Source organism: Eoetvoesiella sp. (assembly GCF_035555955.1).
In the GTDB taxonomy this organism is placed as follows: domain Bacteria; phylum Pseudomonadota; class Gammaproteobacteria; order Burkholderiales; family Burkholderiaceae_B; genus Eoetvoesia.
Genome location: NZ_DATMGA010000003.1, coordinates 19938 through 44953, shown reverse-complemented (window position 1 = coordinate 44953; position 25016 = coordinate 19938). Strand labels below are relative to the sequence as shown.

The following is a 25016-nucleotide window of genomic DNA, read 5'->3' as shown; positions in this document are numbered from 1 at the left end:
AAGAATGAAGTCTATTGTAATGTTTGCATGACAATGTTTGCGCTGCGCGCCGATTTTTACTGGGATAATGCAACCTTGCCTTGGCAGAACGGTCTTACTTGGGTGGCCTTCTACAAAATAGGTTGCGGGTTTTCCGGACATGCTGTGAATTTGCATCACGTTTCATGTCTTATTACACAAGCGCAGGAGCTCTTATGTTTCAACGTTTCGGGCAATTATGGGATTCCCGGTGGCGGGCCGGGCTTGCGCTGGCAAGTCTGGCGCTATTGGCCAGTTGCGCAGCGCCCACTTGGTCCGCCCGGGTGACCAGCTACGAGCAATGGCCGCCGGACGCGGCCGGCAAGACGTATCACCTTGTTTCGCAACAGGAAAAAGCCGGCAATCTCGAATATGAAACCTTTGCCGACATGATACGCGCCAATATCGGCCGCACCGGCCTGGTCGAGGCCGCGGCGGGCCAGAAAGCGCGGTTCACGGTTTCTTTCGAATATGGCAATCCAATAAACCAGGCCTGGGTGCAGCAATATGCCGACCCGTATTTTTATAATGGTTACGGCCGTTGGGGCGGATATCCGGGCTGGGGCTGGGGCGGAGGGTTTTATTATGCGCCGCCCGTCGTGAGCGTGCCCGTCCAAGTATATAAAAACACCCTTACGGTAATTATCACGGATAATGCCCGCAAGAATGCCGAGGTGTATCGATCCAGCGCGGTCAGCACGTCCGACCACGACAACCTGCCCGCCGTCATGCCTTATCTGGCGCGCGCCGTGTTCGACGGTTTTCCCGGAAACAACGGGCAGGTGCGTGTCATAAGCTACGAAAGGCAGCATTGACGGCCGGCCTTTCCGGCGGCTGGGCGCCGACTGCGGCAGAAGCGGTTCTGGGTTGTCCAGAGCCGCTGCGCAGCCGCACTGTGTTTATGGCAGGTTCGTTCCGAGGGTTAATTGGCAATAAGAAAACTGTCGCGGCTTTTTCCCTGGGCTTCGGCAGTGGAAACCCAGCGGGGCGGTTTGCCGCGGCCGGTCCAGGTTTCTCCCGATTCGGGGTTGCGATATTTGGGCGGTACGGTGCGGGTTGTTTTGGCTGCGCCGCCGTTTTTGTTTTTTTGTGCGCTGGCTGCGCTTTTTTTATTTAAGGCTGCGGCCAGTTCGGCGGGGGTTATATTATATTCGCGCATCGACTGGATAATGGATGCGATAACGGGATTGCGCCGTTTGGCCTGAAGGGCCTGGGCCTGTTTCTGGAGGCGGTTGATTTCTTTTTCGATTTTCGATTGAAGTGCGGCGTAATTGTCACGCGTCATTCGTTGCTCCTGGAATAGGAATGGATGAGCAGTAATGGGGGGGAATGCGGGTTTCGAATATGCCGACTGCGCATATTCGCAGAGCATTTCCGGATGTTATTACACAAAACCAGAATATAACCGACTTTTGTTTCGCATATATTTGAATATCGAAAATTTATTATTTCAGTTGAATGCAGAAGCCGTCAAATACAGAATCCGATCAACGACATTGATATTGAAAAATAAAAGCCATGACAGCCATCAAGGATGATTTTCGCGTTGCCGCCGTTCAAACTGTTTCATTTGCTTCCCTCGAGCCCAATCTGGAGCAGGCCGCCGGCCTCATCGCCGAAGCGGCCGCCGATGGCGCCGGGCTGATTGCGCTGCCCGAGTATTTCTGCCTGATGGGGCGGCGCGATCGCGACAAGGTCGAAATGCGCGAGTCCCCGGGGCAAGGCCCCATCCAGGATTTCCTGGGCGAACAGGCCCGGCGCCATGCCGTGTGGCTGGTGGGCGGCACCTTGCCTATTGAAAGCCCCGATTCCGGCCGCATCTACAACACAAGCCTGGTGTATGCGCCTGATGGCAGCCAGGCGGCCCGCTACGACAAGATCCACTTGTTCGGCTTTAAAAAGGGCGACGAGTCGTACGACGAGTCGGTGTCCATCCGTCCGGGCGAAAACGCCCCCCAGGTTTTCGACTCGCCTTGCGGAAGAACGGGCCTGTCCATCTGCTACGACCTGCGCTTTCCGGAGCTGTTCAGGGCTTTTGGCGAAGTCAGCCTCATCATTCTGCCGGCCGCGTTCACCTACACCACGGGGTCCGCGCACTGGGAGATCTTGCTGCGGGCGCGGGCCATCGAGAACCAGTGCTATGTATTGGCGTCGGCGCAAGGCGGCAAGCATGAAAACGGCCGGCGGACCTGGGGACATTCTGTTCTAATTGATCCATGGGGCGATATTGTCTCCAGCCTTGAGGAAGGCCCGGGCTTCGTGGCGGGCAATGTCAATCAGCAGCGCTTGGCAGACGTGCGCCAGTCCTTGCCGGCCCTGAAGCACCGCACGATGTAAACACGTTCAATACGGTATGGTTATTTATGAAAATCGCAGATCCTTCCATTAACGCCCTGGCCACGGCCAAATCGGTCTTGCTCGATCCCTGGGGGCTGACGGAATCCGACATGGCCCGCGCGCTGGGCGAGATCTTTACCCATAAGGTCGATTACGCGGATTTGTATTTCCAATATACGCGCAGCGAGGGCTGGAGCCTCGAAGAGGGCATCGTCAAGACGGGCAGCTTTTCCATAGGCCAGGGTGTCGGCGTGCGAGCGCTCAGCGGCGAGAAAACCGCGTTCGCCTATTCCGACACGTTGTCCGCCGATGCCCTGCTGTCGTCGGCGCGCGCCGTGCGCACCATCGGGCGCCAGGGGGCGGGGCGTCAAAAAATCGTGACGCCGAATGACGCCGCCGGCCATGGCCTGTATCCGGCCATCGACCCTCTCAACACCCTGCCGGCGCCCGAAAAAGTGGCGCTGCTCGAGCGGGTGGAAGCCATGGCGCGGGCCGCCGACCCCCATGTCATCCAGGTGATGGCGGGACTGGGCATGGAATACGACGTGGTGCTGGTGGCCGGCAGCGATGGCCGGCTGGCGGCCGACGTGCGCCCATTGGTGCGCATGTCTCTCACGGTAATCGCTGAACGCAATGGCCGCCGCGAAATGGGCCATGGCGGAGGCGGCGGGCGCACAGGCCTGGCCTACTTCACCGACGATGTCCTGCGCTCCTATGTGCGGCACGCCACGCACGAGGCCCTGGTCAACCTCGAAGCGCGTCCCGCGCCCGCGGGCGAGATGACGGTGGTGCTGGGTTCGGGCTGGCCAGGCATTCTGCTGCACGAAGCCGTGGGCCACGGGCTCGAGGGCGATTTCAACCGCAAAGGTTCCAGCGTGTTTGCCGGACGTATCGGCGAGCGTGTGGCGTCCAAGGGGGTTACGGTGGTCGACGACGGTACGCTGGCCGATCGCCGCGGCTCGCTGAACATCGACGACGAGGGCAACGCCACGCAGCGCAACGTCCTGATCGAGGACGGCGTTCTCAAGGGGTATATGCAGGACTCCCTGAACGCGCGCCTGATGAAGACCTCGGTAACCGGCAACGGCCGGCGCGAGTCGTTTGCGCACCTGCCCATGCCGCGCATGACGAACACCTACATGCTGGCCGGCAAGGACGAGCCCGAGGAAATCCTGGCCTCGGTCAAGAGGGGGCTTTATGCCGTCAACTTCGGCGGCGGGCAGGTCGACATCACCAGCGGCAAGTTCGTGTTTTCGGCATCCGAGGCCTACATGATCGAAAACGGCAAGGTCACCTACCCGGTAAAGGGCGCGACGCTGATCGGCAACGGGCCGGACGCCATGACCCGGGTAAGCATGATAGGCAACGACCTGCAGCTGGACTCGGGCGTTGGAACCTGCGGCAAGGAAGGCCAGAGCGTGCCCGTCGGGGTGGGCATGCCAACCATCCGGATGGATGGTCTGACGGTGGGGGGCACGGCTTAGGGCCTGTTGACGCTTAACAGGCCCTAAAGGGCTGCCCGCCGCGCCGTCGCGGCGCCATATGGTCAATGAAACTGCGCTCCAGAATCCGGGTCGGCTCCCGGGTCCTGGAGCGCAGTTTCATTTTGGGGTTCGGGTTGACAGTATTGATTCATGCGCATATGATTTCAGTTGAAATCAATTTAACTGAATTTGTTCTTACCATGAATGATTCTTCAGGAAACACCCAGGCGTACGATTTGCGCATCTTGCGGGCCTTGCGGCGGATTACCCGGCTCATCGCCCTGCATTCGCGCCAACTGGCGGCCTGCAGCAACATCACGGCCCCCCAGCTTATCTGCCTGAGGGCGGTCATCGACAACGAAGTGCCCATTACGGCCACGGCCATCAGCCGCGAAATGCATGTCAGCCCCAGCACGGTGGTCGGCATACTCGATCGGCTCGAGGACAAGGGGCTGGTGCGGCGCGAACGGGGGCGCGAGGATCGCCGCATTGTGTTTGTTTCCGCCACGGAAGACGGCGTTGCGCTGGCGCGGGCCACGCCTTCGCCACTGCAGAAAAAACTGGCCGATGCCCTGAACGACCTGCCCGAGCTGGAGCAGGCCACGATCACATTGTCGCTGGAGCGTATCGTCGGCCTCATTGAAACCAATGGCGTGACGGAAGGGCACGAAGAGCCCGTCTCGCCGATTCTCGAGGTTCCCGATGGCATTGTGCCGCCAGAATCGGGATTGGTGGTTTGACTGAATATACCGAGACATCCTCTTCACCAGAATCATCCACACACGCATCGGCACACGATCGAGACTTATCCGGCGTCCTGGTGCGCAATCCCCGGCGCGCGGACGCCTGCGAGATCCACGCGCTCATCCGGCAGTGCCCGCCGCTGGACCTCAATTCCGTCTACACCTATTTGCTGCTTAGCGAGCATTTTTCGGATACCTGCCTGATCGCGTCAAAGGCCGGCCAGATCGACGGCTACGTATCCGCCTACTTTCCCCCCAAGACCCCCGACGTGCTTTTCGTATGGCAGGTCGCCGTGCACGAGCGCGCCCGGGGAACCGGCTTGGGAAGCCATTTGCTGAGCAGCCTGCTTGCCGGTTCATCGGCAAAACCGGCCCGCTATGTTGAAACCACCGTGGGGCCGGGCAATGCGCCGTCGCGCAATATGTTCCTGAGCCTTGCCCGGCGCCTCGGCGCCCCGGTGCACGAAAGCCTGCTGTTCGACCGCAGCCTTTTCGGGCCGGCCGCCCACGACGACGAACGCCTGATACGCATCGGGCCGTTCTGAGCCAATCTGCTTTTTAGTCGCGCAGGCCGGGTTGGATCCTGCCATGCAGGGTATTGACCCCGCCATAACCACGAGAGAGGACGCAAAATGATGGACTTAAAAATTTTTGACCGGATGGAGTCGGAAGTACGGGGCTACGTCCGGTCGTTCCCGGTTGTGTTCAGCCAGGCCAAGGGCTCTGTGCTGATCGATGAGGCAGGCAAGGAATACATTGATTTCTTCGCGGGGGCCGGAACGCTCAATTACGGCCACAACAATCCCGTGCTCAAGGAAAAACTGATCGATTATCTGAATACCGACGGGGTGGTGCACGGCCTGGACATGGCCACGGGCGCCAAGCGGTATTTCATGGAAACGGTGGAGCGCGTGCTGCTCAAGCCGCGCAGCTGGCAGTACAAGCTGCAGTTCACCGGGCCCACCGGCACGAATGCCGTCGAGGCCGCGCTCAAGCTGGCGCGCCAGGTCACGGGCCGGCAAAACGTGATCTCGTTCACGCATGGCTTCCATGGCGTGAGCGGCGGTTCGCTGGCCGTCACCGCCAATGCCAAGTTCCGCGATGCGGCGGGCGTGGCGCTGGGCAACACCACCTTCATGCCTTATGACGGCTATATGGGGCCCGACGTCAACACCATCGCCTACCTCGAGCGCCTGCTCGACGACCCCAGCAGTGGCCTGGACAGCCCGGCCGCCGTCATCGTCGAGACAGTGCAGGGCGAGGGCGGCGTCAACGTGGCGACGCGGCGCTGGCTCAAGGATCTCGAGCGCGTGTGCCACCAATACGGCATGCTGCTCATCGTCGACGACATACAGGTAGGCTGCGGCCGGACGGGCAACTTCTTCAGCTTCGAGTCGGCCGGCATCCGGCCCGACATCATTACCTTGTCCAAGTCGCTATCGGGCTTCGGCCTGCCGATGTCGCTGGTGCTGATGAAGCCCGAGCTCGACGTCTGGAAGCCGGGCGCCCACAGCGGCACCTTCCGGGGCAACAACCTGGCCTTCGTCACGGCGGCCCAGGCGCTCGACAGCTATTGGGCGACGCCGGCCTTTTCGGAGGAGATCCAGCGCAAAGAGGAATTGGTGCGCGACTGGCTGGAAAACCTGGCCCACAGCTACCGGGGCGCCGGCCTTAGCGTGCGTGGACGAGGCTTGATCCAGGGGTTGTCGACTCCGGCCGGCGAGGATATTGCCAACCAGATCGCCCGCAAGGCATTCGAGCACGGGCTGGTCATCGAGACTTCCGGCGCGAACGACGAGGTGCTGAAGGTCTTGCCGGCCTTGACGATCGGCGACGAGCAACTGAAGTCCGGACTGGAAATAATCGAACGCAGCGTGGGCGAGGTCCTTGCGGCCAAGGGCGCCAGCGCGCATGTATTGAAATTTGGAGGAAAGCGTCGATGATAGTGAAAAACGTAAACGATGTAATCGGCACCGAATACGAGGTCAAGACCGAGAATTGGCTTAGTCGCCGCGTCCTGCTGCAAAAGGACGGCATGGGCTTTTCCTTTCACGAGACCGTGATTTTTCCCGGCACGGAAACCCATATTCATTACCAGCATCACCTCGAGGCCGTCTGGTGCATCGAGGGCGACGGCGAGGTGGAAACCATCGCGGACGGCAAGAAGTACGCGCTGGGTCCAGGCGTGGTTTATGCGCTGAACGAGCACGACGAGCACTGGTTGCGGGGCGGCAGCAAGCCGCTGCGCGTCATCTGCGTGTTCAATCCGCCGCTGACGGGCATGGAAGTGCATGACGACAAAGGCGTCTATCCGGCCGTGGCCAGCGACGCTTGAATTTTTACAGGAGGACATCATGGCCAATTCCATGAGAGACCTTTATGCATCCCGCACGGATCGTGGGTCGGCCATTATTGCGCGGCGTGATCCCGTCGTGTACGGTTCGGGCGACTATGCCCGGGCGCTGACGCAAGGCCAGATCGCCGATTACCAGCAGGATGGGTTCATTCTTCTCGAGGATGTATTCAATACGCAGGAAACGGCGGCGTTGCTGGATGAGCTGCGGCGCATGAGCGCCGACCCCGCCATCGCCGGCCGCGACGAAGCCATTCGCGAGCCGGGCAGCGATGCCGTGCGGTCGATCTTCCGGGTGCATGAGCTAAGCGGCCGAATCGCCGCTTTGGCCAGGGATCCGCGCCTGCTGCACGTGGCGCGGCAGATACTGGGCTCCGAAGTCTATATCCATCAGTCTCGCGTCAATATGAAACCGGGCTTCAAGGGCAAGGAGTTTTATTGGCATTCCGACTTCGAAACCTGGCACGTCGAGGACGGCATGCCGGCGATGCGGGCGCTGAGCTGCTCGGTGCTGCTCACCGACAACAACGAGTGCAACGGTCCGCTGATGCTGATTCCGGGCTCGCAGATGCAGTTCATCTCGTGCCAGGGAACCACGCCGGACCAGCATTACAAAGAATCGCTGCGCAAGCAGGAGTACGGCGTGCCCGACCCCGTCAGCCTGCAGTTGCTGGTCGAGAAGGGGGGCATACGCTCCATGACCGCCAAGGCGGGATCGGTGGTGTTCTTCGATTGCAACACCATGCACGGCTCCACCGGCAATATCTCTCCGTGGCCGCGGGCCAATGTCTTCATGGTGTACAACAGCATGGAGAATGTGCTCGAGCAGCCCAAGTACGGCCTTGCCCCGCGCCCGGACTATATCGCCGCGCGCGAACGCATCGAACGGCTTGAACCGCAGGATGCGGCGGTGGTGGACTAGGGCGTTGCCAACGCTCGCCGCTCCGCGTTGCCGGGCGCAGCGCGTATCGATATACGCGCTGCGCCCGGCGCCTTGACTAAAACGCGACGCCCTTCAGGAACTCCTGTGTGCGGGCTTCCCGGGGGGAGCCGAACAAGGCCTCGGGCGACCCTTGCTCCACGATGGCTCCCTTGTCGAAAAAGCAGACGCGGTCGGAGATCTGCTTGGCGAACTGCATTTCGTGCGTCACCAGCAGCATGGTCAATTCGCTTTCCTGCGCCAGGCGCGTCATCACGTTCAGGACTTCGCCGACCAGTTCCGGGTCGAGCGCCGACGTGGGTTCGTCGAACAGCATGATGCGCGGCCGCATGGCCAGCGCGCGGGCGATGGCCACCCGTTGCTGCTGGCCGCCGGACAACTGGCGGGGAAACTTGCCGGCGTGGTCTGCCAGGCCCACCAGTTCCAGGTATTCCATCGCGCGCTTGCGGGCCTCGGGCTTGGACAGGCCCAGCACGTGCACGGGCGCCTCGGTGATATTGCGCAGCACCGTCATATGCGGGAAAAGATTGAACTGCTGGAAAACCATGCCCATCTGCTTGCGCATTTCGCGCAGGTGCGGCTCGCCCGCCGCCACCAGCCGGTCGCCGCGGCGCTCGTGCCACAAGGGCGTTCCGGCAACCGTGATGACGCCCGAGTCGATGTGCTCCAGGGTCATCAGGATGCGCAGCACCGTAGACTTCCCGGAGCCCGACGGGCCGATGATGGTGACCTTCTCGCCCGGCTCGACCTCGAAATCCAACTCGTCCAGAACGGTGGCCTGGCCGAAGCGCTTGGTGACTCGGTCGAATTTGATGATGGGTTCGTTCATCGCAAAGGCAGTCCTTGCCTGGGCAGGCGAGCATCCAGGTAGCGCACGCCCGCCGAGGCGATCAAGGTGAGAATCAGGTACAGGGCGCCCACCATGGTCAGGGGGACGAGGTAGTTGAAAGTGCGGTCGCCGATGATCTTCGCCACGTTCAGCAGTTCGAGCACCGAGACGACGGACAGCACCGGCACGTCCTTCATGATGGAGATCAGGTAGTTGCCCAGCGCCGGGATGATGCGGGGAATGGCCTGCGGCAGCACGATGGCCGCGAATATCCGCGCCGGCGAAAGATCCAGTGCGCGCGCGGCTTCGATCTGCCCCTTCAGCACGGACTCCAGGCCTGCCCGGTAGACTTCCGAGGTATAGGCGCTGTACTGGATGCCAAGCGCCAGGGCGCCGGTCAGGAAGGCCGGCAGCACGACGCCGTAGTCCGGCAGCACGTAGTACAGGAAGAAAAGCTGCACCAGCAGGGGCGTGTCGCGGATGAATTCGGATACGGCCCTGGCCAGCCAGGATACCGGCCGCAGCCTGGAGCCCTTCAGGGCCGCAAGCACCAGGCCAAGTATCGCGGCCACCACGAAGCCCAGCACGGTGGCCTGGATGGTCACCAGCAGTCCGCGCAGCAGCATGGGCAGTATGGACCACGCGAAAGCCCAGGTGCCGCCGTCCAGGTTCCAGTTCATGCCGAACAGCATGTCAGGCTCCTCCCGAACGCCAGCGGCCGGTCGAACGCTCCAGCAGCTTCATGAACAGCGTCACCACCAGCGCCATACCGAAGTACATGAGCAGCAGCAGGGTATAGACGGTGGTGTTGTCCTGGGTGATGTTGCGTATCTGTTCGGCGCGCAGCGCCAGGTCGCCCAGTCCCACCAGCGACACCAGGGCGGTGTCCTTCAGGTTCTGCACGGCCAGGTTGCCGAAGCTGGGCAGCATTTCGGGAATCGCCTGGGGCAGGCTGATGCGCCAGAGTATCTGGCGAGGCGTGAAGTCCAGGGCCTGGGCGGCTTCGCGCTGTTCATGCGGCACGGCCTGCAGGGCGCCGCGCACGACCTCGGCGCCGTAGGCGCCGATGTTCAGGCTCAAGGCCAGGACGCCGGCGGCCACGGGCGGCAGGCGCAGATCCACGCCCAGGCTCTGGCCCAGCAGCGGCAGGGCGAAGTACAGCCAGAACAGCTGCACCAGCAGCGAAGTGCCACGGAAGAACTCGATGATTGCCTTGGAAGCTGCCCGGAGCGCCCGGCGCGAGGCCACCTGGCCGATGCCGAAGGCAAAGGCCAGCAGCCCGCCCAGCACGGTGGAACCCACGGCAAGCTGCGCCGTCACCCAGGCGCCCTTGAGCAGCGGTGGAAGGTAGTCGAGCCATTCCATCATGCATGACTCCGCCGGCTCGTAGCGGCATCAAGGGTGAAGGGATCGGGGCCGGCCGGCGTAGCGGCTCCCGGAGCGGCGCGGCGCAACGACGGCCTGGGCCCGGCCTTTCGCATGCTTGCTGGTAACCGCGTTCCCGAAACCGATCGGTGCGGCAGGGGTTCTAACCGTTTTGCCTGGCGCACAATTGTTTCGTCCCGCGCTCGAACGAGGCCTTCATGTCGGTGTCGCTGAATCCGTAGCGCGCCAGGATGTCGCGCCACGCCTGGGTCTGCTTGAACTTGGCCAATTCCGTGTTGAAGGCTTTTTGGAACGAGCCGGAGTTCTTGGCAAAGGCGAAGCCGCCCCAGCTCCGCGCCGGCTGTCCATGGAGGACGGGATCGGTGAATGGCGACGCGGCCTCGACGCGCTGACTTTTTTGGGCCAGTTGGTTGACGGTAAGGCTGGTGGCCGCGTAGGCGCTGGCGCGGCCGGTCGAAACCGTGGAAATCGCGTCGGCATTGCTGGCGATCGTGACGATATTGCTTTGCGGAACATGCAGAGCGCGCAGCATGTCCAGTTGGTCCGCGCCGGCCATGACGGCGATTTTGCCGTCGCCCTTGGCGAACTCCTGGAAGGTGTGCCGATTGTCGGGATTGCCCTTGGCGACCAGCAGGCCTTCGCCGTAAGAGCTGTTTGGCTCGGAGAACAGCACCTGGCGGCAACGCTGCGGGAGGATGGCCATTTCCGCTGCCACCATGTCGTAGCGTTGCGCCTTCAGGCCCGGGATCAGCGAACTGAAGTTGGTGACCGACCATTCTATCTTGGTGATGCCCAGCTTTTGCATGACCTGCTTGGCCACGTCGGGCCCGACGCCCTGGGCCTTGCCGTCGAGATTGGCATAGCCGTAGGGAATTTCGTTGGCGATGGCAATGCGCACGGCGCCGCGATCCTGGATCTGTTTCAGGGTGACCGCGCCGGCGGCGCCCGACAGGCCCAATGCGCATAGCGCAAGAATGGAAAGCCTGAGTGTCCGGAAGCGATTTTTCATGGATCGTCCTTTTGCGGTGGGAGTTGCCGTTCTTCAGCCGGGAGGCGGGCTATGCGGCGGATGCTGAAAACGTAATGCGTGCCGCCGGCGGCGCCAATGCCAGCCACGGGCAAGGTGTTCTTGAAATTGATTCGTATGAAAATCATAACCTAATTAATCATTTCAACTCAAATTAGTTGTGCGGAGGAGCGCGCGGGCGCGATTGTTGCTTTTGAACGGGCACCCGTGGCCTTTTTGGGCGGTTTTTCTTGGCGCGGCGAAAAAACTGTGCTAGGATTTGCCTATGAACAACGTTTTCTCGGTTTACTTCTTTTATTTTGCTTTTCCAACACCGCTGGTGGAGGAAGGGAAACGTTGCACGCAGTAAAAGCCAAATTCCCAAAAAGCCGCCAGCTTAGTAGCTTGGCGGCTTTTTTTATATTGCTTGCTAAGTTGGCATCAACCCCTGGAGCAACTCGTGTCACACAATACTGACGATTTACGGATCCGCGAAATCAAAGAACTCAGCCCTCCCGCGCACGTCATGCGCGAATTCCCCAGCTCTACCGAGGTTTCCTCCACCGTGTACGCGGCGCGCCGTGCCGTGCACGAGGTTCTGCATGGCAACGACGACCGGCTGGTGGTCGTCATCGGGCCGTGTTCCATCCATAACACGGAAGGCGCCCTGGACTACGCCCGCCGCCTCAAAGAGCAGCGCGACCTGTACAAGGACGAGCTCGAGATCATCATGCGCGTGTATTTCGAGAAGCCCCGCACGACGGTCGGCTGGAAGGGGCTTATCAACGATCCGGGGCTGGACGGCAGTTTCAACATCAACCTGGGGCTGCGCACCGCACGCAAGCTGCTCATCCAGATCAACGAGCTTGGCCTGCCCGCCGGCTGCGAATTCCTTGACATGATCACGCCGCAGTACATCGCCGACCTGGTTTCCTGGGGTGCCATCGGCGCGCGCACCACCGAAAGCCAGGTGCACCGCGAACTTGCTTCCGGCCTGTCGTGTCCGGTGGGTTTCAAGAACGGCACCGACGGCAACGTGAAAATCGCCGTCGACGCGATCAAGGCCGCTTCGCAATCCCATCATTTTCTTTCGGTTACCAAGGGCGGGCATTCGGCCATTGTGTCAACTGTTGGAAACGATGATTGCCACGTCATCCTGCGCGGCGGTAAAGTACCCAACTACGATGCCGCCAATGTCGAAGCTGCCTGCGAGGCGCTCGCCAAGGCAGGGCTGCCGCAGCGCCTCATGGTCGATGCCAGCCACGCCAACAGCAATAAAGACTACCGCAACCAGCCCAAGGTCCTGGACGACATCGCCGTCCAGCTCGAAGGCGGTGAAAACCGGCTCTGCGGCGTCATGGTGGAAAGCCATCTGGTGGGCGGCCGCCAGGACCTCGTCGCGGGCCAGCCGCTGGTCTATGGCCAAAGCATTACCGACGGCTGCATCGACTGGGACACTTCCGTTCAAGTGCTCGAACGTCTGGCCCAGGCAGTAAAGAACCGCCGCAAGGTCGCCGCGCACCCGGCTGCCGCGTAGCGCCCGGTTCGCGGGGCGCCGTCCCGCGGGCAGCGGCATTCGTGTTTTTTCGTGGTGTCATGGAGTCTCATTTGAATGCCTTAATGCAGTTGCAAGCCCGGCCCCGTCCCATTCCGGCGGGTTTCATCGATGCGCTCAAGGCGCGTTTCGGCGAGCGCTTTTCCGCCGCGCAAAGCGTGCGCGAGCACCACGGCCGCGACGAATCCGCGTATCCGGCCGTCTTGCCCGACGGCGTCGTCTATGCCCAAAGCACCGAAGACGTCGCCTGGGTGGCCAGGCATTGCCATCAGCATCGGGTGCCGCTCATCGCCTACGGCACCGGGTCATCGCTCGAGGGGCATATCCTGGCCGTGCAGGGGGGCATCTGCCTCGATCTGTCGGGCATGAACCAAATCGTCGCCGTCAACCCCGAAGATCTCACCGTCACGGTGCAGGCGGGGGTTACCCGCAAGCAGCTCAACACCGAAATCCGCGATACCGGCCTGTTCTTCCCCATCGACCCGGGGGCGGACGCCAGCCTGGGCGGCATGACGGCCACGCGGGCTTCGGGCACCAACGCCGTGCGCTACGGCACCATGCGCGAAAACGTCATGAACCTCAAGGTCGTGCTGGCGGACGGGCGCATCATTCACACCGCCAACCGCGCGCGCAAGTCCTCGGCCGGCTACGACCTGACCCGCCTGTTCGTCGGCAGCGAAGGCACGCTGGGCATCATCACCGAGATCACCGTCAGGCTCTATCCCCAGCCCGAGGCCATTTCGGCGGCGGTCTGCAATTTCCCCACCATGCACGCCGCGGTGCAAAGCGTCATCGAGATCATACAAATGGGCGTGCCGGTGGCGCGCGTCGAATTCATGGACCTGGCCGGCGTCAAGGCCATCAATGCCTACAGCAAGCTCGATCTGCACGAGTCGCCGTTGCTGCTGTTCGAATTCCACGGCAGTCCCAATGGCGTGCGCGAGCAGGCCCAGACGGTGCAGGAAATCACCGCCGGCAACGGAGGCATGGCGTTCGAATGGGCCGAACACCCCGAAGACCGTTCGCGCTTGTGGGCGGCCCGGCACAATGCGTATTTCGCCGGCCTGCATACACGGCCGGGGTCGCGCTCCAACACCACCGACGTGTGCGTGCCCATTTCACGGCTGGCCGACTGCGTTTCGGAAACCGCCGCCGAACTAGAACAGGCCAGCTTTCCGTACATTATCGTCGGGCATGTGGGCGACGGCAATTTCCACGTGCAGATGATGCTCGACCCGAACAATCCGGCGGAATGGGACGAGTCCGAGCGCATCAATCACAATATCGTGGCCCGCGCCATCGCCATGGACGGAACCTGCACCGGCGAGCACGGCGTGGGGTTGCACAAAATGGACTTCATGCTGGCCGAGCACGGGCGGGATGCTCTCGATCTCATGCAGTCCGTCAAGCAGGCTTTCGACCCCAACAACATCCTGAATCCCGGAAAAGTCATTCCGCCCGCCTGAGGGGCTCTGGGGCGCAAGCGGCGTCCCGGCGGCGGCAGCGCACTGCGGGCCTGGGCGCCCGCAGGCAAATCGGGTGGGGCGTATCCGATTAAAATACCGGCATGACTCATTTATCTGCATCGAAAGGGCGTGTCGTCGTCGGCATGTCGGGGGGCGTTGATTCGTCGGTAACGGCCTGGCTGCTCAAAGAGCAGGGCTACGAGGTCGTAGGCCTGTTCATGAAGAACTGGGAGGACGACGACGATTCCGAGTACTGCTCGACGCGCCAGGACTGGATTGACGCGGCCAGCGTGGCCGATCTCATCGGCATTGAAATCGAGGCCGTGAACTTCGCGGCGGAATACAAAGACCGCGTTTTCGCCGATTTCCTGCGCGAGTACTCGGCCGGCCGCACCCCCAATCCCGACGTGCTGTGCAATGCCGAAATCAAGTTCAAGGCATTCCTGGATCACGCCATGTCGCTGGGCGCCGAGCGCATCGCCACCGGCCACTATGCCCGCGTGCGCGCCGTGGAAGAGGGCGGCCAGGCGCAGTATCAATTGCTCAAGGCGCTGGATCACACCAAGGATCAAAGCTATTTTCTGCATCGCCTGAATCAGGCGCAGTTGTCGAGAACCCTGTTTCCCCTGGGCGAACTGCCCAAGACGGAAGTCCGGCGCATTGCGGCGTCGTTGCAACTGCCGAATGCGGCCAAAAAAGACTCCACCGGCATATGCTTTATCGGCGAACGTCCGTTCCGCGAGTTCCTGAACCGCTATCTGCCCACGCAGCCGGGGCCCATCAAGACGCCCGAAGGGGTTGTCGTGGGCCAGCATCAGGGCTTGTCGTTTTACACCCTTGGGCAGCGCAAGGGCCTGGGCATAGGCGGCGTGAAGGGCAGGCAGCGCGACGACGGCACGGCTGACGCGTGGTATACCGCGCGCAAGGATCTGGAATCCAATACCCTGTACGTGGTTCAGGGGCACGATCACCCCTGGCTGCTGAGCAACAAATTGAACGCCCAGGACGGCAGCTGGGTTGCCGGCCATGCCCCTGCGCCGGGCAGTTACGCCGCCAAGACGCGCTATCGCCAGTCGGATGCCGCCTGCGTGCTGCCCTTTGCCCAGAAAGACAGCTTCGCGCTGGAGTTCCGCGAATCACAATGGGCGGTTACTCCCGGCCAGTCGGCCGTGCTGTATGACGGCGACGTGTGCCTGGGCGGCGGAATCATCGTCTAATGGGTGGCGCGACCACCAAGGGCTCGAAGGGGTGCTTTCGGGCTGCTCCGGCGCAGGAACCGCCCGAGAGCGCATCCGCTAGAATGGCTGGATGAAAATCGGAATCCTCCTGCTCAGCATATTGGGCGCCGCCGGCATGTGGTGGTGGGCCGTTCGCAACAGCCGGCTTGGGCCCGCGCCGACCCTGTCGCAAAAGCTGCGGGTCGCGGGGCAAAGCATTTTGGCCGGTGTCGTCGTGTATTTTGCGCTGCTGCTCGTGGCGCTGCTCTACATGATGGCCGTTTCGCGTTGACGCCGCCCGCAAATCCCCCAAGCGGGCCTTGCCTTGACGCCGCTTGCCCGCCCATTCAAAATACTATGTAATAGCCTTTACAAAACGTGGCAATTTATGCAATGCAGCCGCGGCTGGATACGCTGGCCAAGCAACATTCATGCCCGCCATCGTTTGCCCAAAGACCCATCCACAGGCAATATGCGTCAGTTCATTTTGGCTTCCGCCGGATTCCTTCTGGCTATCGCATTACCCGGCCATGCCGCCCCCGCGCAGGACAAATGGCCTCCGTTGCCGTCCAGGCTGAACTTCGTCACCCCCTACGGCACCTTGGGCATCAAGTCTTATGAGTACCTGTACGAATCGCGCCTGAAAATCAACGACACCGAAATCAGCCCGCCGATCGAAGGGCTGCTGAACATCACCTATGCCTTCAGCCTGCCCAAGGCCGAGGCGGCGCTGGTGTCCATCAGCGACGGCAACGAAAAATGCCCGGTCAAATATCGCTGGATCATCCTGCGCGACAAAGGCTATACCGTCTCGCCGCCTTTCGGCTCGTGCAGCACGCGGGTGAAGGTATCGGCAAAAGGCCGGCGTTTCCTGGTGCAGACCCCCAACGCCGAAAAGCCGGATAAAATAGATACTTACATCTACGACGGCAAGACCCTGACACGTAAACGCTGAACCCCATGCGCCCGGGCGGCGCCTTACGGGGCGCCAACCTGGCGATGCACGCCGCAATATGCCCCCCGGGCCGTTCAGCCTACGCCCAGCCCAAGCCCGCAACACCGGAACGTATTATTTTGAATCCCTCACAAAACGAATCCTGGGGTTTCCTGCACCCCGAATGCCATGGCTACAACGCCATCCTGTTCTTCAGCTGGGATCTGGCCAAGACCATCGAGCAGCAGTTCAAGCTCCACGCCGAGTCGTCCCTGGCCGTGCAACTGACCGAGGCGCAAAAGGCGGTCGATCGCCTGCTCAACCAGTACGTGCAAATCCAGGCCAACCCCAAGGCTTTCGAAGGCCAAAGCATTACCCTGAAGCTCGAGCGCGACAGTTCCGACGCCGAAGGCACGCCCGTGCTGGCGCTGCAGACCTCGCCCGAACTCGAAGAGCTTATTCTTGAAATGCAGTCGCAGCTGCAGGCGACGCAAACCATAAACTGACCGATTTCACGTCGGCCTCATTCACGGCCGGGCAGTGCCCGGCACCATAGCGGAGCAAGCATGACCAAGCCGATGAACTGGGGTTACGAACGTGCGGACTGCCGGGGCAACCAGGCGCTGGGCCTGTTCCTGGACGACATGGAAAACCTGCTCAAGCACTACGCGGCGCTGGAAGGCTCGCCCGAGGCCAATCTGTTCCAGGCCCAGGCGGCCGCCAACAAGCTTTTGCAGGCCTACGACAAGAACGCCAGGGGCACCCAGGCATTCCGGAACCAGTCCATCCAGTTGCGTTCCATCATCAACAACAACCATTGCCTGGAATTCGTTCCCTTGTTTTCGTCGGGGCTGAAGGAACACCTTATTGCCTTGTTGAAGCGCTCGAACGAATCGCATCTGCACTAGGGCCTGTTAACACGTATCAAGGAGATCGCGTTGGGACTGGAATCGGCTGAACGCAAGGCGCCCACCGCAGCAAGGCTCAATGCCTTGCGAGGATGGGCAACACCGCGAGCGGCCGGTTCCAGTCCCAACCCTGTGGGAAGCCATGAAAAATCAGCCTGCTCCGCGTTGCCGTGCTTGCGCGTATCGACATACGCGCGGCACCCGGCGCCTTGATCAGTCAGATTTTTCATGGCTTCGCGACTCCTTGATACGTGTTAACAGGCCCTAAAACATATCCAGGCCCAAATGTAAAAGTCCCCTGAAGGGGACTTTGCGGTAAGCGAATACGCCATGCAGGCGTTTATGTTTACGGCTTGGGCGGCGCGGACCCGATAAAGGAAGGCCGGGCCTGGAGTTTTTCGTTGAGCACGGCCAGATTGCCGAATTGCTTGCGCCAATCCAGGTTGGGAAAGCGCAGGTCCAGATAGCCCAGCGCGCAGCCCACGGCGACATCGGCCAGGCTGAAATTGATGCCCATGCAAAAGGCGTGGCTGTCCAGTTCGGCATCCATGAATTCCAGCGCCGTGGTGATTTTTCCCATTTGGCGCTGCACCCAGTCTTCGCTGCGCAATTCGGCCGGCCGCTTGGTGTTTTCGATGTTGATGGCGACGGCCGCATCGAGCACTCCGTCGGCAATGGCTTCCCAGCAGCGGGTTGCCGTGCGGTCGCGGCTGGGCTGGGGGATGAGGCGGCCGACGGGCGAAAGCGTATCGAGGTATTCGACGATGACGCGCGAATCGAACAGGCAGCCTGTGTCGTCCATGACCAGACAGGGAACTTTGCCCAAGGGGTTGTAGGTCTGGATTTGCGTTGTGCTCGACCAGACGTCTTCAAGAATCAGCTCGTATTCGAGTTTTTTTTCAGCCATTACCACCCGCACTTTGCGGGTATAAGGGCTAGTCAGCGAACCAATCAGTTTCATGGCTACCTAAGGAAGTTACTGGCCGGAAAAGTATAGCAGGGTTACCCGGCACGCAGTGCCGGCAGCAGGCCCTCTTGTCCATGCAGAAAAAGCCTGGCGCCGAATGTGTGGTTTATATGCTTCGCTTGCCCCGGCAGCGGCCGCCCTCGGCGCGAATGTTAAAATGCCCGCTGATTTTTCAGTTACGTGAGCCGTGATGCAAATAGCCGATCAACTTAGTCATTTAAACGCCCTGTCGCCTCTCGATGGCCGCTACGCCGCCAAGGGGCAGATACTGCGCGAAACCTTGTCCGAAGCGGGCTTCATGGCCCACCGGGTCGAGGTCGAAGTGGCCTGGTTGCTGGGCTTGTCGCAAGCCGGCCTGCCTGAGCTGCCCGCGTTTTCCGACGAATCCCGGGCGCTGCTGCACAGCCTGGTCAAGAATTTCTCGGAAGCCGATGCGGCCCGCATCAAGGAAATCGAAAAAACCACCAACCACGACGTCAAGGCTGTCGAATACTGGCTCAAAGAGCAAGTCGCCGGCGATGCCGCGCTGTCCAGCGCGGCGGAGTTCATTCATTTCGCCTGCACCTCGGAAGACATCAACAACACGTCCCACGCTCTCATGCTGACGCGCGCGCGGGCGCAGTTCATCGTGCCGCGCCTTACCGAAGTCTGCAACCGCCTGAAGGCCGCCGCGCGCCAGTTCGCCGACCAGCCCATGCTGTCGCGCACCCATGGCCAGCCGGCCAGCCCCACGACCCTGGGCAAGGAGTTTGCCAACGTGGCGGCCCGCCTCGATCGCGCCATCGCGGCCATCGACGCCGTGCAGCCGTTGGCCAAGCTCAATGGCGCCACGGGCAATTACAACGCCCACGTCAGCGCCTATCCCGAGGTGGACTGGCCAGCTTTCAGCGCCCGTGTGCTGGCCGGGCTGGGCCTTGCCCAAAACCCCTATTCCATCCAGATCGAACCGCACGACTGGATGGCCGCCCTGTTCGATGCCGTGGCGCGCGCCAACACCATCATTCTCGATCTCAATCGCGATATCTGGGGCTATGTCTCGCTGGGTTACTTCAAGCAGCGCCTCAAGGAAGGCGAGGTCGGCTCGTCCACCATGCCGCACAAGGTCAACCCCATCGACTTCGAAAACTCCGAAGGCAACATCGGGTTGGCCAATGCCGTGTTGCGCCACCTGTCCGAGAAACTGCCGGTATCGCGCTGGCAGCGCGACCTGACCGACTCCACCGTGCTGCGCAACCTGGGGGTGGCCTTCGGATACTGCGCCGTGGCCTGGGACGCCTGCCTGCGCGGCCTGGACAAGCTCGAGCTGAACCGTACGGTCATCGACGCCGACATCGACGCCTGCTGGGAAGTGCTGGCCGAGCCCGTGCAGACCGTCATGCGCCGCTACGGTTTGCCGCAACCCTACGAGCAGCTCAAGGCGCTTACCCGCGGCAAGGGCATCAATCAGGAAGGCCTTACCGAATTCATCCAGGGGCTGGATCTGCCCGCCGAACCCAAGGCCCGCTTGCTGGCGCTTACTCCGCGCAGCTATGTGGGGCTGGCGGCCGATCTGGCCAAGGCAATCTAGAACCTGTCAACACCTATTAAGAAGCCGCGAAGCCATGAAAAACCTGGCTGATCCAGGCGCCGGATGCGCACACAGCCAATCAGCCTCGGCCTTTTGCGGCCTCATAAAAAAGATGCTAGAATAGCTCTCTTTTCAGGCATGGGGCTTTAGCTCAGTTGGTAGAGCAGAAGACTCTTAATCTTTTGGTCGTGGGTTCGAGTCCCACAGGCCCCACCAAAATGCTTGCAGAAAGTCAGCAGCCGCCTTTTCAGGCGGCTTTTCTTTTTGGGCGCCGGCGCGGCGGTGCAATCAAAGAACGGATGCAGATTCTAGTGTGCTGTTGGTTGGTTCACGCTTTTAAATTCGGATGTCTTGCCTGGCGGCAAAAAGAAAGCCGGATGAGATATCCGGCCTTGGGCAATACGCCTTGGTATAGGTTTTGGCGGGCTTGTTAATAGATGGGCGTGCGGGTGATGGAAACGAGCAGCTCGTTCAGCGCCTGCGAGGCGTTTTCGCTGATGCCGCTGGCGGCAAGGACCTGCTGCAGCTTGGCTTCCATGGCTGCCGCCTGGGCATTGCGAGTGGCTTCAGGGAGTTCGTTGATCTGCTCCGTGAAGGAGGCGGCAAACTCTTCGCCCAAGCCCGTGAGGTCGGCAAAAGCGAAATCGCCGGCTTCGTATTGGCGCGCGATTTTCAGTGCCCGAGCCCAGTATTGCTCAACAAGTGCATTCATGGTGAGTCTCCTGTAGTGAGGGAGCCGGTAATGGCACCTCTTGGCTGAGATCCAAGATTAATCCATTTGTCTGCTTTTGCGGTTACCTCTTTTTTAAAGGCGTGGATATTCCGCTTTAAGTTGGGTCCTCAATTGGCTGATTTATAAAAAGTAATCCGGCCTGAAAATACGCCCTTTTTTTTTGTGACAAAATTTTCTATTCGTACAACTCGGTCTGGCGGGGCCTAGGTTCCCCATGCAAGATGGCTGCCATTCGTACCAGGAATGGACGGTCTTGCAGGGGAGGTGGCCGATGGCTGTAAAGTGGGTTGCGGGGTTGGCAATGCTGGTGCTTGGCGGCTGCACAGGCCTGCCGGATTGGCGTTTGTTCGACTCCGCCGGCATGCAAGCTCCCGTGTCTCACAGCGCCGGCATTTTCGATTTTGCCTGGCAGCTGTCGGGCGATCCCGAAGTGGCGCCGCTGCAGGTCTTCGACGATGGGCGCCGCATGTGGCTGCAGTTTGTGCCGGGGCAGGCGGTGCCGGCTATTTTTGCCAGCACCTCCCAGGGCGACCGGCTCTTGGGATACCGCCGCGAAGACCCCTATGTCGTGCTCGACCAGATATGGCCGCACCTGGTGTTGCGCGGCGGCCGGCAATCAAGCCGCATCGACCGCGTGAGCGCCGCGTCCGATCCGTCCATGGCGCTGACCGGCGCCGTGCCGGAAGCCGATGCAGGAAAGATGGCCGAGCCGTCCGGTGTCAGGGCGCCATCCAGCGCGGTTGTGGATACCCTGGCCGTGCACACCGAGGCCGATGAGGCGGTGGTTCCTGTGGTCGCCGCGCCGTTGCCGGCGCAATCGGCTGCCATCACCGCAACGGTGGACGTTCCGCCGGATCTTGCGCAGTTCGACGTCAGTCCGCAAGACAAAAACATGCGCCTGGCCCTGTCTCGCTGGGCGGACATGGCGGGGTGGACGTTCGAGGCCGAGCACTGGTCGGTCGATGCCGATATTCCCATTGCCGGTTCGGCGCAGTTCCGCAGCGACTTCAAGCAGGCCGTGCAGGCGCTCATGGCATCCACCGAAATGGCCGACCGCCCGCTGCAGCCGTGTTTCTATTCCAATAAGGTGCTGCGCATCGTGCCGTACGCCCAACCGTGCAATCGCGTTGCAGCGCTGTCGGGGGCATCATGAATCGCGCGGCTCGCCTGTGTGTCGTCGTGTGCTGCGCGGCGGGCGTCTCGGCCTGCGCGCTGGCCGAGAAGGCCAGGCAGATCGCGTTGTCCGTGGGCCAGGCGCAGGACGACATTCAAGGCCGGCGCCAGGAGTTCGAGCGTTCGATTTCTGACCGTGCCGCCCGCCGTGCCGCGCAAGATGTCGGTCAGCCGTGGCTGGCGGGTCCGGCCCAGCCGTTGGCCCGCGAGATCGCCTTGCCGCCAGCCCTGCGCGCCAATGTCAATACAACCCTGCTGTTCAGCGATGCATCGTTCGACTTGCCCGGTTTGGCCCAGCGCATTACCGCGGCAACCGGCATTCCTGTCCACGTTCGGCCCGACGCCCTGATGCCGCTGGAGGCCTTTGCGCCGCGCCTGGCCGCCGCCGCGACGCAAAAGGCCGCGGGCACCCAAGGTGCGCCGCTCATGCGGCCTTCCGTCAAGCCTGAACCTTTGGCCAGGATACTGGACCGCATAGGCGCCCGCCTTGGCGTCATGTGGCGGTTCCGGGATGGGCGCATCGAGTTCTACCGTACTGAAACGCGCGTCTTCAACGTACGCGCGCTTACGCTCAATGCCAACGCCGAAGCTGAAATGGGCTCCAGCCGTCGAAGCCGGTCCGAAGGATTTGCCAGCACATCCAAAACCACTTTGTCGGCAGGCAAGCACGAGTTGCTCGAAGTCGTGCGCCTTCGCATCGAGCCCTTCCTGTCGCAAGCCGGTATGCTGGTTGCCGAAGCGGGGGGCAGTTCATCCATAGTCGTTACCGACATTCCGGAAGTCCTGCAGCGCATTGCGCTGTATCTGGAACAGGAAAACCGCGCCCTGACGCGCCGCGTGCGCTTGATTTTCGACGAGATCACGCTGGCCGTGCACGATGCGGCCGAGGCCGGCTTCGACTGGAACCTGGTGTTTTCCAGCGCCAAATTCGTTGCGGCCGCGAGCATGCCCGATGCGGGCGCCGTGGAGGCGGCCAGCTTCGGCCTGGGCGTTGCCGATGGCTCTTTCAAGGGCTCTGAAGCCGTGGTCAAGGCGTTGAGCCAGGTAGGGCAGGTCGTGCGGCGCAGCAGCCTGCCCGTACTGACTTTGAACAGGCGTCCTGTATCGCACGCTGTCCGAACGACGTTCTCGTACATCGATAGGGTCGAGACGACGGCGCTGCCGTCCGGCTCGGGCGTGTCGCTTCCTTCCGTTTCGGTAAGCCAGAAAGAGGAAACGGTCGGCTCTTTGCTGACCCTCGTGCCCGACGCGCAGGACGATGGCCAGATATTGCTGTCGGTGGCCTATGACAATACGGTCGCCCAGCCTCTTAAATCCGTGACGTTCGGCGACAAGTCCAATCCATTGCAATTGCAGCAGGTCACCATCGACGGCAACGGCACAGTCCAGCAAGTGGCGCTGCGGCCGGGGCAGCCGCTGGTTATTTCGGGTTTCGACCGCAGCAACGAGGAAACGGAAGGCCGCAGGCTGAACCCGGGCTTGCCCATGCTGCTGGGCGGAAGCGAACGCCTTTCCACCCAGCGGCTGACCACGATCATCGTGGTCACCGCACAGGTCGAAGAAGGTTTCTAAGGGCGGAGGCCATGAGCGACATCCTGATCCTTCCCGTTGCTTCTGCCTCGCTGGCGTTCGGGCTCGATTGGCTGCCCTTGCTCGATGGCCGCGCCGACCGCATGGCCTATCGTGTTGCAAGGCGGCATCGCGCCTCCCATCTGGTCGCGGCAGGCTCTTTCGCTGCGGCGGTTGGACTTGCGCATTTGAGTCCCAGGGGGGGCGGGCGCGGTGCGCCGCTGCATTCGGCGGCGCAAAATATGGCCCGGCTATTCCCCGCGGGAACCATCGCTCTGCTGATGGCGCTTGACGAGTCCCGCCACTGGCTGGTGGCTGTGCACGAAGGGACGGTTGTCGCGCGCACCGACAAAATCCATGCTTGCGCCGACGATGCCAGGGAAAGCCTGGAAGAACTGCGACAGGCCTTTCCGCAATTGATGCTGCTCGATGAATCGCAAGCGCCTTCCTTGAGAGACATCGCCGCCGCCAGCGGCGAACCTTCGCGCTTGCGGCGTGCGCATCGTTGGCATGGCGGCGCGGCGGGTCTGTTGCGTTGGGGCTTGCTTCTCCTTGCCTTGGCGTTCGTGCCGCCTCGCATATGGAAGCTCTGGAAGGCGTCCGCTCCCGCGCAACAGGAATTGCCTCGCGTCGATGCCGGCCGGGCATGGCTCGATGCGCAAGACAAAGCGGGCCGTGCTATCGCCGTGCACGGAGTGCATGGCACGCGGGCCGCGCTGCAGGAGCTTTACCGTTTGCCGGTGCGCCTGGCCGGCTGGTCGCTGCTTGGCGCGGATTGCCAGCCGCAGGCGGGCAACTGGTATTGCAAGGCACGCTATCAGCGCAAAGGGCCGCATGCCAGCAATGCGGGTTTCATCGAGGCGGCGGGCCCCGGCTGGGCCGTCGAGTTTCCTTCCATGGACCAGGCCGAACCATCCTGGCGGACCGGTGCGCCCGCCTTGCCGCTACCTGCGGCCACCGTGCGCAGCGTAGCCTACAACCAGCGCCACCTATGGAGTTCCCTGCAATCCATTCAAGCCGCGTTTTCCTCCATGCAGTTGGGCCGGCCCGCGCCGATGGCGGTGGCCGCGCCGCGCGATGCGCACGGCCAGCCTATCGTCCGGCCGCCCGGGTTGCCGGTCTATACGTTGCGCCAGGTCGTCTTCGACGGCCCCATGCGTTCGGCCGCGGTGCTATTGCCTTACACCGAATCCATAAGCTGGAAAAAAATCGTCCTGTCGTTTCACGACCGGCGGGAGGCCACTCTCAAGGCCAGTCGCTTTCATGTTTCATTGCACGGAGATCTCTATGAAATCCAGTCCGAACCCCTCGATGCGGCTCCAGGCGTGGCGCCGCATTCCGGGCAAGCGGCGGCTTCGCCCATTTTTTCGTCGTAGCGCCGCCTATGGCTGCCTGGCGTGTGCGCTTGCTGCGCCGGCGGCTGCACAGCCAACGGCCGTCGGCGCTGCCGATGCCGACGAGCTCGCCGCCGACCAGATCTCGGTGCGCGAACTGATCCGACTGGAAACCGCCTTGGCATTGAGCCAGGCCCAGAAAAAATTGCAAGGAGCCAGCCGGCCCGGCGATGCGGGCCAGAGGACATCCGGACAATCGGCAGCGCCCAGGCTTGTCGCGATTTACGGGGTAGGAAAAAAACTGGCGGCGGAAGTGCGTATCGGCGCCGATACGCATCTGTACATGAACGGCCATCCCTTGCCCGTGGGGCAGCGCAAGGCCGGCAAGTCCGCCTATACGCTGCGCGCCATGGACAGCGCGTGCGTGCGCCTCGAGCGCGAGTCGCGCGAAACCCAACTGTGCCTGGCCGGACAGCCCATTCAGGAAAGGTGATTTC

At 61.8% G+C, this 25016-nt stretch carries 29 protein-coding genes and 1 tRNA gene; 22 read left to right on the top strand and 8 right to left on the bottom strand.

Going from position 1 to position 25016, the window contains the following annotated elements; translation table 11 throughout:
- Positions 1–194: 194 nt before the first annotated feature.
- Positions 195–833 carry a DUF4136 domain-containing protein gene (locus VNT00_RS00415; protein WP_325583360.1) on the top strand — a complete coding sequence of 213 codons (639 nt, stop codon included), beginning with the start codon at positions 195–197 and terminating at the stop codon, positions 831–833.
- A gap of 107 nt (positions 834–940) precedes the next feature.
- Here the strand turns inward: VNT00_RS00415 and VNT00_RS00410 are convergent, their stop codons facing one another.
- Entirely contained in the window at positions 941–1303 is a 363-nt protein-coding gene (locus VNT00_RS00410; protein WP_325583358.1) for an H-NS histone family protein, read from the bottom strand.
- Between the two features lie 233 nt (positions 1304–1536).
- On the opposite strand from VNT00_RS00410, the gene VNT00_RS00405 reads away from it, so the two are divergent.
- The 7 genes from VNT00_RS00405 (at position 1537) to thpD (ending at position 7857) form a co-directional block, all read left to right on the top strand.
- Positions 1537–2355, top strand: coding sequence for a carbon-nitrogen hydrolase family protein (locus VNT00_RS00405; RefSeq protein ID WP_325583356.1), 819 nt, complete (start codon positions 1537–1539; stop codon positions 2353–2355).
- Positions 2356–2381: 26 nt separating this feature from the next.
- On the top strand, positions 2382–3839 hold the full coding sequence (gene tldD / locus VNT00_RS00400; RefSeq protein WP_325583354.1) for a metalloprotease TldD: 1458 nt from the start codon (positions 2382–2384) through the stop codon (positions 3837–3839).
- Between the two features lie 200 nt (positions 3840–4039).
- Positions 4040–4579, top strand: a complete 540-nt coding sequence (locus VNT00_RS00395; protein ID WP_325583352.1) for a MarR family winged helix-turn-helix transcriptional regulator — start codon at positions 4040–4042, stop codon at positions 4577–4579.
- Between the two features lie 80 nt (positions 4580–4659).
- On the top strand, positions 4660–5127 hold the full coding sequence (ectA, locus tag VNT00_RS00390) for a diaminobutyrate acetyltransferase (protein ID WP_325583350.1): 468 nt from the start codon (positions 4660–4662) through the stop codon (positions 5125–5127).
- 90 nt (positions 5128–5217) lie between these two features.
- Entirely contained in the window at positions 5218–6525 is a 1308-nt protein-coding gene (gene ectB, locus VNT00_RS00385; protein WP_325583410.1) for a diaminobutyrate--2-oxoglutarate transaminase, read from the top strand.
- Complete coding sequence (locus VNT00_RS00380; protein ID WP_325583348.1) at positions 6522–6917, top strand: ectoine synthase; 396 nt, start codon at positions 6522–6524, stop codon at positions 6915–6917. The genes ectB and VNT00_RS00380 overlap by 4 nt, the downstream gene beginning before the upstream one ends.
- A gap of 19 nt (positions 6918–6936) precedes the next feature.
- Positions 6937–7857 (top strand): ectoine hydroxylase, encoded by a 921-nt coding sequence (gene thpD, locus VNT00_RS00375; protein WP_325583346.1) that lies wholly within the window; start codon positions 6937–6939, stop codon positions 7855–7857.
- A 76-nt stretch (positions 7858–7933) separates the two neighbouring features.
- Here thpD and ehuA read toward each other — a convergent pair whose 3' ends face one another.
- From ehuA to ehuB, 4 genes are all read right to left on the bottom strand, one after another.
- The gene (gene ehuA, locus VNT00_RS00370) at positions 7934–8704 is read right to left on the bottom strand and encodes an ectoine/hydroxyectoine ABC transporter ATP-binding protein EhuA (protein WP_325583344.1); all 771 of its coding nucleotides are present in this window, start codon (positions 8702–8704) and stop codon (positions 7934–7936) included.
- A complete protein-coding gene (gene ehuD, locus VNT00_RS00365) occupies positions 8701–9396 on the bottom strand; it encodes an ectoine/hydroxyectoine ABC transporter permease subunit EhuD (RefSeq protein ID WP_325583342.1) in 696 nt (231 codons plus the stop codon). Before ehuD ends, ehuA begins: the two co-directional genes overlap by 4 nt.
- A gap of 1 nt (position 9397) precedes the next feature.
- Complete coding sequence (ehuC, locus tag VNT00_RS00360; protein ID WP_325583408.1) at positions 9398–10069, bottom strand: ectoine/hydroxyectoine ABC transporter permease subunit EhuC; 672 nt, start codon at positions 10067–10069, stop codon at positions 9398–9400.
- Between the two features lie 163 nt (positions 10070–10232).
- Complete coding sequence (ehuB, locus tag VNT00_RS00355) at positions 10233–11099, bottom strand: ectoine/hydroxyectoine ABC transporter substrate-binding protein EhuB (protein WP_325583340.1); 867 nt, start codon at positions 11097–11099, stop codon at positions 10233–10235.
- Between ehuB and VNT00_RS00350 the strand changes: the two genes are divergently transcribed.
- The 8 genes from VNT00_RS00350 (at position 11078) to VNT00_RS00315 (ending at position 17176) form a co-directional block, all read left to right on the top strand.
- The gene (locus VNT00_RS00350; RefSeq protein ID WP_325583338.1) at positions 11078–11275 is read left to right on the top strand and encodes a hypothetical protein; all 198 of its coding nucleotides are present in this window, start codon (positions 11078–11080) and stop codon (positions 11273–11275) included. The genes ehuB and VNT00_RS00350 overlap by 22 nt on opposite strands.
- 281 nt (positions 11276–11556) lie before the next feature.
- Positions 11557–12633: a 3-deoxy-7-phosphoheptulonate synthase AroG gene (aroG, locus tag VNT00_RS00345; RefSeq protein ID WP_325583335.1), complete on the top strand. Its 1077-nt coding sequence runs from the start codon at positions 11557–11559 to the stop codon at positions 12631–12633.
- 83 nt (positions 12634–12716) lie between these two features.
- Positions 12717–14117: an FAD-binding oxidoreductase gene (locus VNT00_RS00340; RefSeq protein WP_325583406.1), complete on the top strand. Its 1401-nt coding sequence runs from the start codon at positions 12717–12719 to the stop codon at positions 14115–14117.
- A gap of 101 nt (positions 14118–14218) precedes the next feature.
- Positions 14219–15334, top strand: coding sequence for a tRNA 2-thiouridine(34) synthase MnmA (gene mnmA, locus VNT00_RS00335; RefSeq protein ID WP_325583333.1), 1116 nt, complete (start codon positions 14219–14221; stop codon positions 15332–15334).
- 91 nt (positions 15335–15425) lie between these two features.
- Positions 15426–15626 (top strand): hypothetical protein, encoded by a 201-nt coding sequence (locus VNT00_RS00330; protein WP_325583332.1) that lies wholly within the window; start codon positions 15426–15428, stop codon positions 15624–15626.
- 180 nt (positions 15627–15806) lie between these two features.
- Entirely contained in the window at positions 15807–16289 is a 483-nt protein-coding gene (locus tag VNT00_RS00325) for a hypothetical protein (protein ID WP_325583330.1), read from the top strand.
- A 119-nt stretch (positions 16290–16408) separates the two neighbouring features.
- Complete coding sequence (locus tag VNT00_RS00320; RefSeq protein ID WP_325583328.1) at positions 16409–16774, top strand: hypothetical protein; 366 nt, start codon at positions 16409–16411, stop codon at positions 16772–16774.
- A 60-nt stretch (positions 16775–16834) separates the two neighbouring features.
- Positions 16835–17176 carry a hypothetical protein gene (locus VNT00_RS00315; protein WP_325583326.1) on the top strand — a complete coding sequence of 114 codons (342 nt, stop codon included), beginning with the start codon at positions 16835–16837 and terminating at the stop codon, positions 17174–17176.
- Here the strand turns inward: VNT00_RS00315 and VNT00_RS00310 are convergent.
- Both VNT00_RS00310 and VNT00_RS00305 read right to left on the bottom strand, forming a co-directional pair.
- Positions 17173–17406 carry a hypothetical protein gene (locus VNT00_RS00310; protein WP_325583324.1) on the bottom strand — a complete coding sequence of 78 codons (234 nt, stop codon included), beginning with the start codon at positions 17404–17406 and terminating at the stop codon, positions 17173–17175. The two genes, VNT00_RS00315 and VNT00_RS00310, sit on opposite strands and share 4 nt — an antisense overlap.
- Positions 17407–17522: 116 nt before the next feature.
- Entirely contained in the window at positions 17523–18137 is a 615-nt protein-coding gene (locus VNT00_RS00305; protein WP_325583322.1) for a glutathione S-transferase N-terminal domain-containing protein, read from the bottom strand.
- Between the two features lie 196 nt (positions 18138–18333).
- Between VNT00_RS00305 and purB the strand changes: the two genes are divergently transcribed.
- Both purB and VNT00_RS00295 read left to right on the top strand, forming a co-directional pair.
- A complete protein-coding gene (gene purB / locus VNT00_RS00300; RefSeq protein WP_325583320.1) occupies positions 18334–19710 on the top strand; it encodes an adenylosuccinate lyase in 1377 nt (458 codons plus the stop codon).
- Between the two features lie 140 nt (positions 19711–19850).
- Positions 19851–19926 (top strand) — tRNA-Lys (locus VNT00_RS00295).
- A gap of 214 nt (positions 19927–20140) precedes the next feature.
- Here the strand turns inward: VNT00_RS00295 and VNT00_RS00290 are convergent.
- Positions 20141–20422 carry a hypothetical protein gene (locus VNT00_RS00290; RefSeq protein WP_325583318.1) on the bottom strand — a complete coding sequence of 94 codons (282 nt, stop codon included), beginning with the start codon at positions 20420–20422 and terminating at the stop codon, positions 20141–20143.
- Positions 20423–20714: 292 nt separating this feature from the next.
- Between VNT00_RS00290 and VNT00_RS00285 the strand changes: the two genes are divergently transcribed.
- From VNT00_RS00285 to VNT00_RS00270, 4 genes are read left to right on the top strand one after another with little or no spacing between them, the layout of a single operon-like run.
- Positions 20715–21596, top strand: a complete 882-nt coding sequence (locus VNT00_RS00285; RefSeq protein ID WP_325583316.1) for a TrbG/VirB9 family P-type conjugative transfer protein — start codon at positions 20715–20717, stop codon at positions 21594–21596.
- The gene (locus VNT00_RS00280; RefSeq protein ID WP_325583314.1) at positions 21593–23188 is read left to right on the top strand and encodes a hypothetical protein; all 1596 of its coding nucleotides are present in this window, start codon (positions 21593–21595) and stop codon (positions 23186–23188) included. The genes VNT00_RS00285 and VNT00_RS00280 overlap by 4 nt, the downstream gene beginning before the upstream one ends.
- Before the next feature lie 11 nt (positions 23189–23199).
- A complete protein-coding gene (locus VNT00_RS00275; protein ID WP_325583312.1) occupies positions 23200–24561 on the top strand; it encodes a type 4b pilus protein PilO2 in 1362 nt (453 codons plus the stop codon).
- Positions 24473–25012: a hypothetical protein gene (locus VNT00_RS00270; protein ID WP_325583311.1), complete on the top strand. Its 540-nt coding sequence runs from the start codon at positions 24473–24475 to the stop codon at positions 25010–25012. Before VNT00_RS00275 ends, VNT00_RS00270 begins: the two co-directional genes overlap by 89 nt.
- Positions 25013–25016: the final 4 nt, after the last annotated feature.

Excerpts from the sequence above, each read along its gene's own strand:
- purB (WP_325583320.1), top strand. The coding sequence starts at position 18,334 with ATGCAAATAGCCGATCAACTTAGTCATTTAAACGCCCTGTCGCCTCTC.
- VNT00_RS00395 (WP_325583352.1), top strand. The coding sequence starts at position 4,040 with ATGAATGATTCTTCAGGAAACACCCAGGCGTACGATTTGCGCATCTTG.
- VNT00_RS00285 (WP_325583316.1), top strand. The coding sequence starts at position 20,715 with ATGGCTGTAAAGTGGGTTGCGGGGTTGGCAATGCTGGTGCTTGGCGGC.
- VNT00_RS00380 (WP_325583348.1), top strand. The coding sequence starts at position 6,522 with ATGATAGTGAAAAACGTAAACGATGTAATCGGCACCGAATACGAGGTC.
- VNT00_RS00405 (WP_325583356.1), top strand. The coding sequence starts at position 1,537 with ATGACAGCCATCAAGGATGATTTTCGCGTTGCCGCCGTTCAAACTGTT.
- VNT00_RS00310 (WP_325583324.1), bottom strand. The coding sequence starts at position 17,406 with ATGAAAAATCTGACTGATCAAGGCGCCGGGTGCCGCGCGTATGTCGAT.
- VNT00_RS00330 (WP_325583332.1), top strand. The coding sequence starts at position 15,426 with ATGAAAATCGGAATCCTCCTGCTCAGCATATTGGGCGCCGCCGGCATG.
- VNT00_RS00275 (WP_325583312.1), top strand. The coding sequence starts at position 23,200 with ATGAGCGACATCCTGATCCTTCCCGTTGCTTCTGCCTCGCTGGCGTTC.
- VNT00_RS00415 (WP_325583360.1), top strand. The coding sequence starts at position 195 with ATGTTTCAACGTTTCGGGCAATTATGGGATTCCCGGTGGCGGGCCGGG.
- ectB (WP_325583410.1), top strand. The coding sequence starts at position 5,218 with ATGGACTTAAAAATTTTTGACCGGATGGAGTCGGAAGTACGGGGCTAC.
- ehuD (WP_325583342.1), bottom strand. The coding sequence starts at position 9,396 with ATGCTGTTCGGCATGAACTGGAACCTGGACGGCGGCACCTGGGCTTTC.
- VNT00_RS00290 (WP_325583318.1), bottom strand. The coding sequence starts at position 20,422 with ATGAATGCACTTGTTGAGCAATACTGGGCTCGGGCACTGAAAATCGCG.
- VNT00_RS00325 (WP_325583330.1), top strand. The coding sequence starts at position 15,807 with ATGCGTCAGTTCATTTTGGCTTCCGCCGGATTCCTTCTGGCTATCGCA.
- VNT00_RS00270 (WP_325583311.1), top strand. The coding sequence starts at position 24,473 with ATGAAATCCAGTCCGAACCCCTCGATGCGGCTCCAGGCGTGGCGCCGC.
- VNT00_RS00280 (WP_325583314.1), top strand. The coding sequence starts at position 21,593 with ATGAATCGCGCGGCTCGCCTGTGTGTCGTCGTGTGCTGCGCGGCGGGC.
- ehuA (WP_325583344.1), bottom strand. The coding sequence starts at position 8,704 with ATGAACGAACCCATCATCAAATTCGACCGAGTCACCAAGCGCTTCGGC.
- ehuB (WP_325583340.1), bottom strand. The coding sequence starts at position 11,099 with ATGAAAAATCGCTTCCGGACACTCAGGCTTTCCATTCTTGCGCTATGC.
- VNT00_RS00305 (WP_325583322.1), bottom strand. The coding sequence starts at position 18,137 with ATGAAACTGATTGGTTCGCTGACTAGCCCTTATACCCGCAAAGTGCGG.
- tldD (WP_325583354.1), top strand. The coding sequence starts at position 2,382 with ATGAAAATCGCAGATCCTTCCATTAACGCCCTGGCCACGGCCAAATCG.
- ehuC (WP_325583408.1), bottom strand. The coding sequence starts at position 10,069 with ATGGAATGGCTCGACTACCTTCCACCGCTGCTCAAGGGCGCCTGGGTG.
- mnmA (WP_325583333.1), top strand. The coding sequence starts at position 14,219 with ATGACTCATTTATCTGCATCGAAAGGGCGTGTCGTCGTCGGCATGTCG.
- VNT00_RS00340 (WP_325583406.1), top strand. The coding sequence starts at position 12,717 with ATGCAGTTGCAAGCCCGGCCCCGTCCCATTCCGGCGGGTTTCATCGAT.
- thpD (WP_325583346.1), top strand. The coding sequence starts at position 6,937 with ATGGCCAATTCCATGAGAGACCTTTATGCATCCCGCACGGATCGTGGG.
- VNT00_RS00315 (WP_325583326.1), top strand. The coding sequence starts at position 16,835 with ATGACCAAGCCGATGAACTGGGGTTACGAACGTGCGGACTGCCGGGGC.
- VNT00_RS00410 (WP_325583358.1), bottom strand. The coding sequence starts at position 1,303 with ATGACGCGTGACAATTACGCCGCACTTCAATCGAAAATCGAAAAAGAA.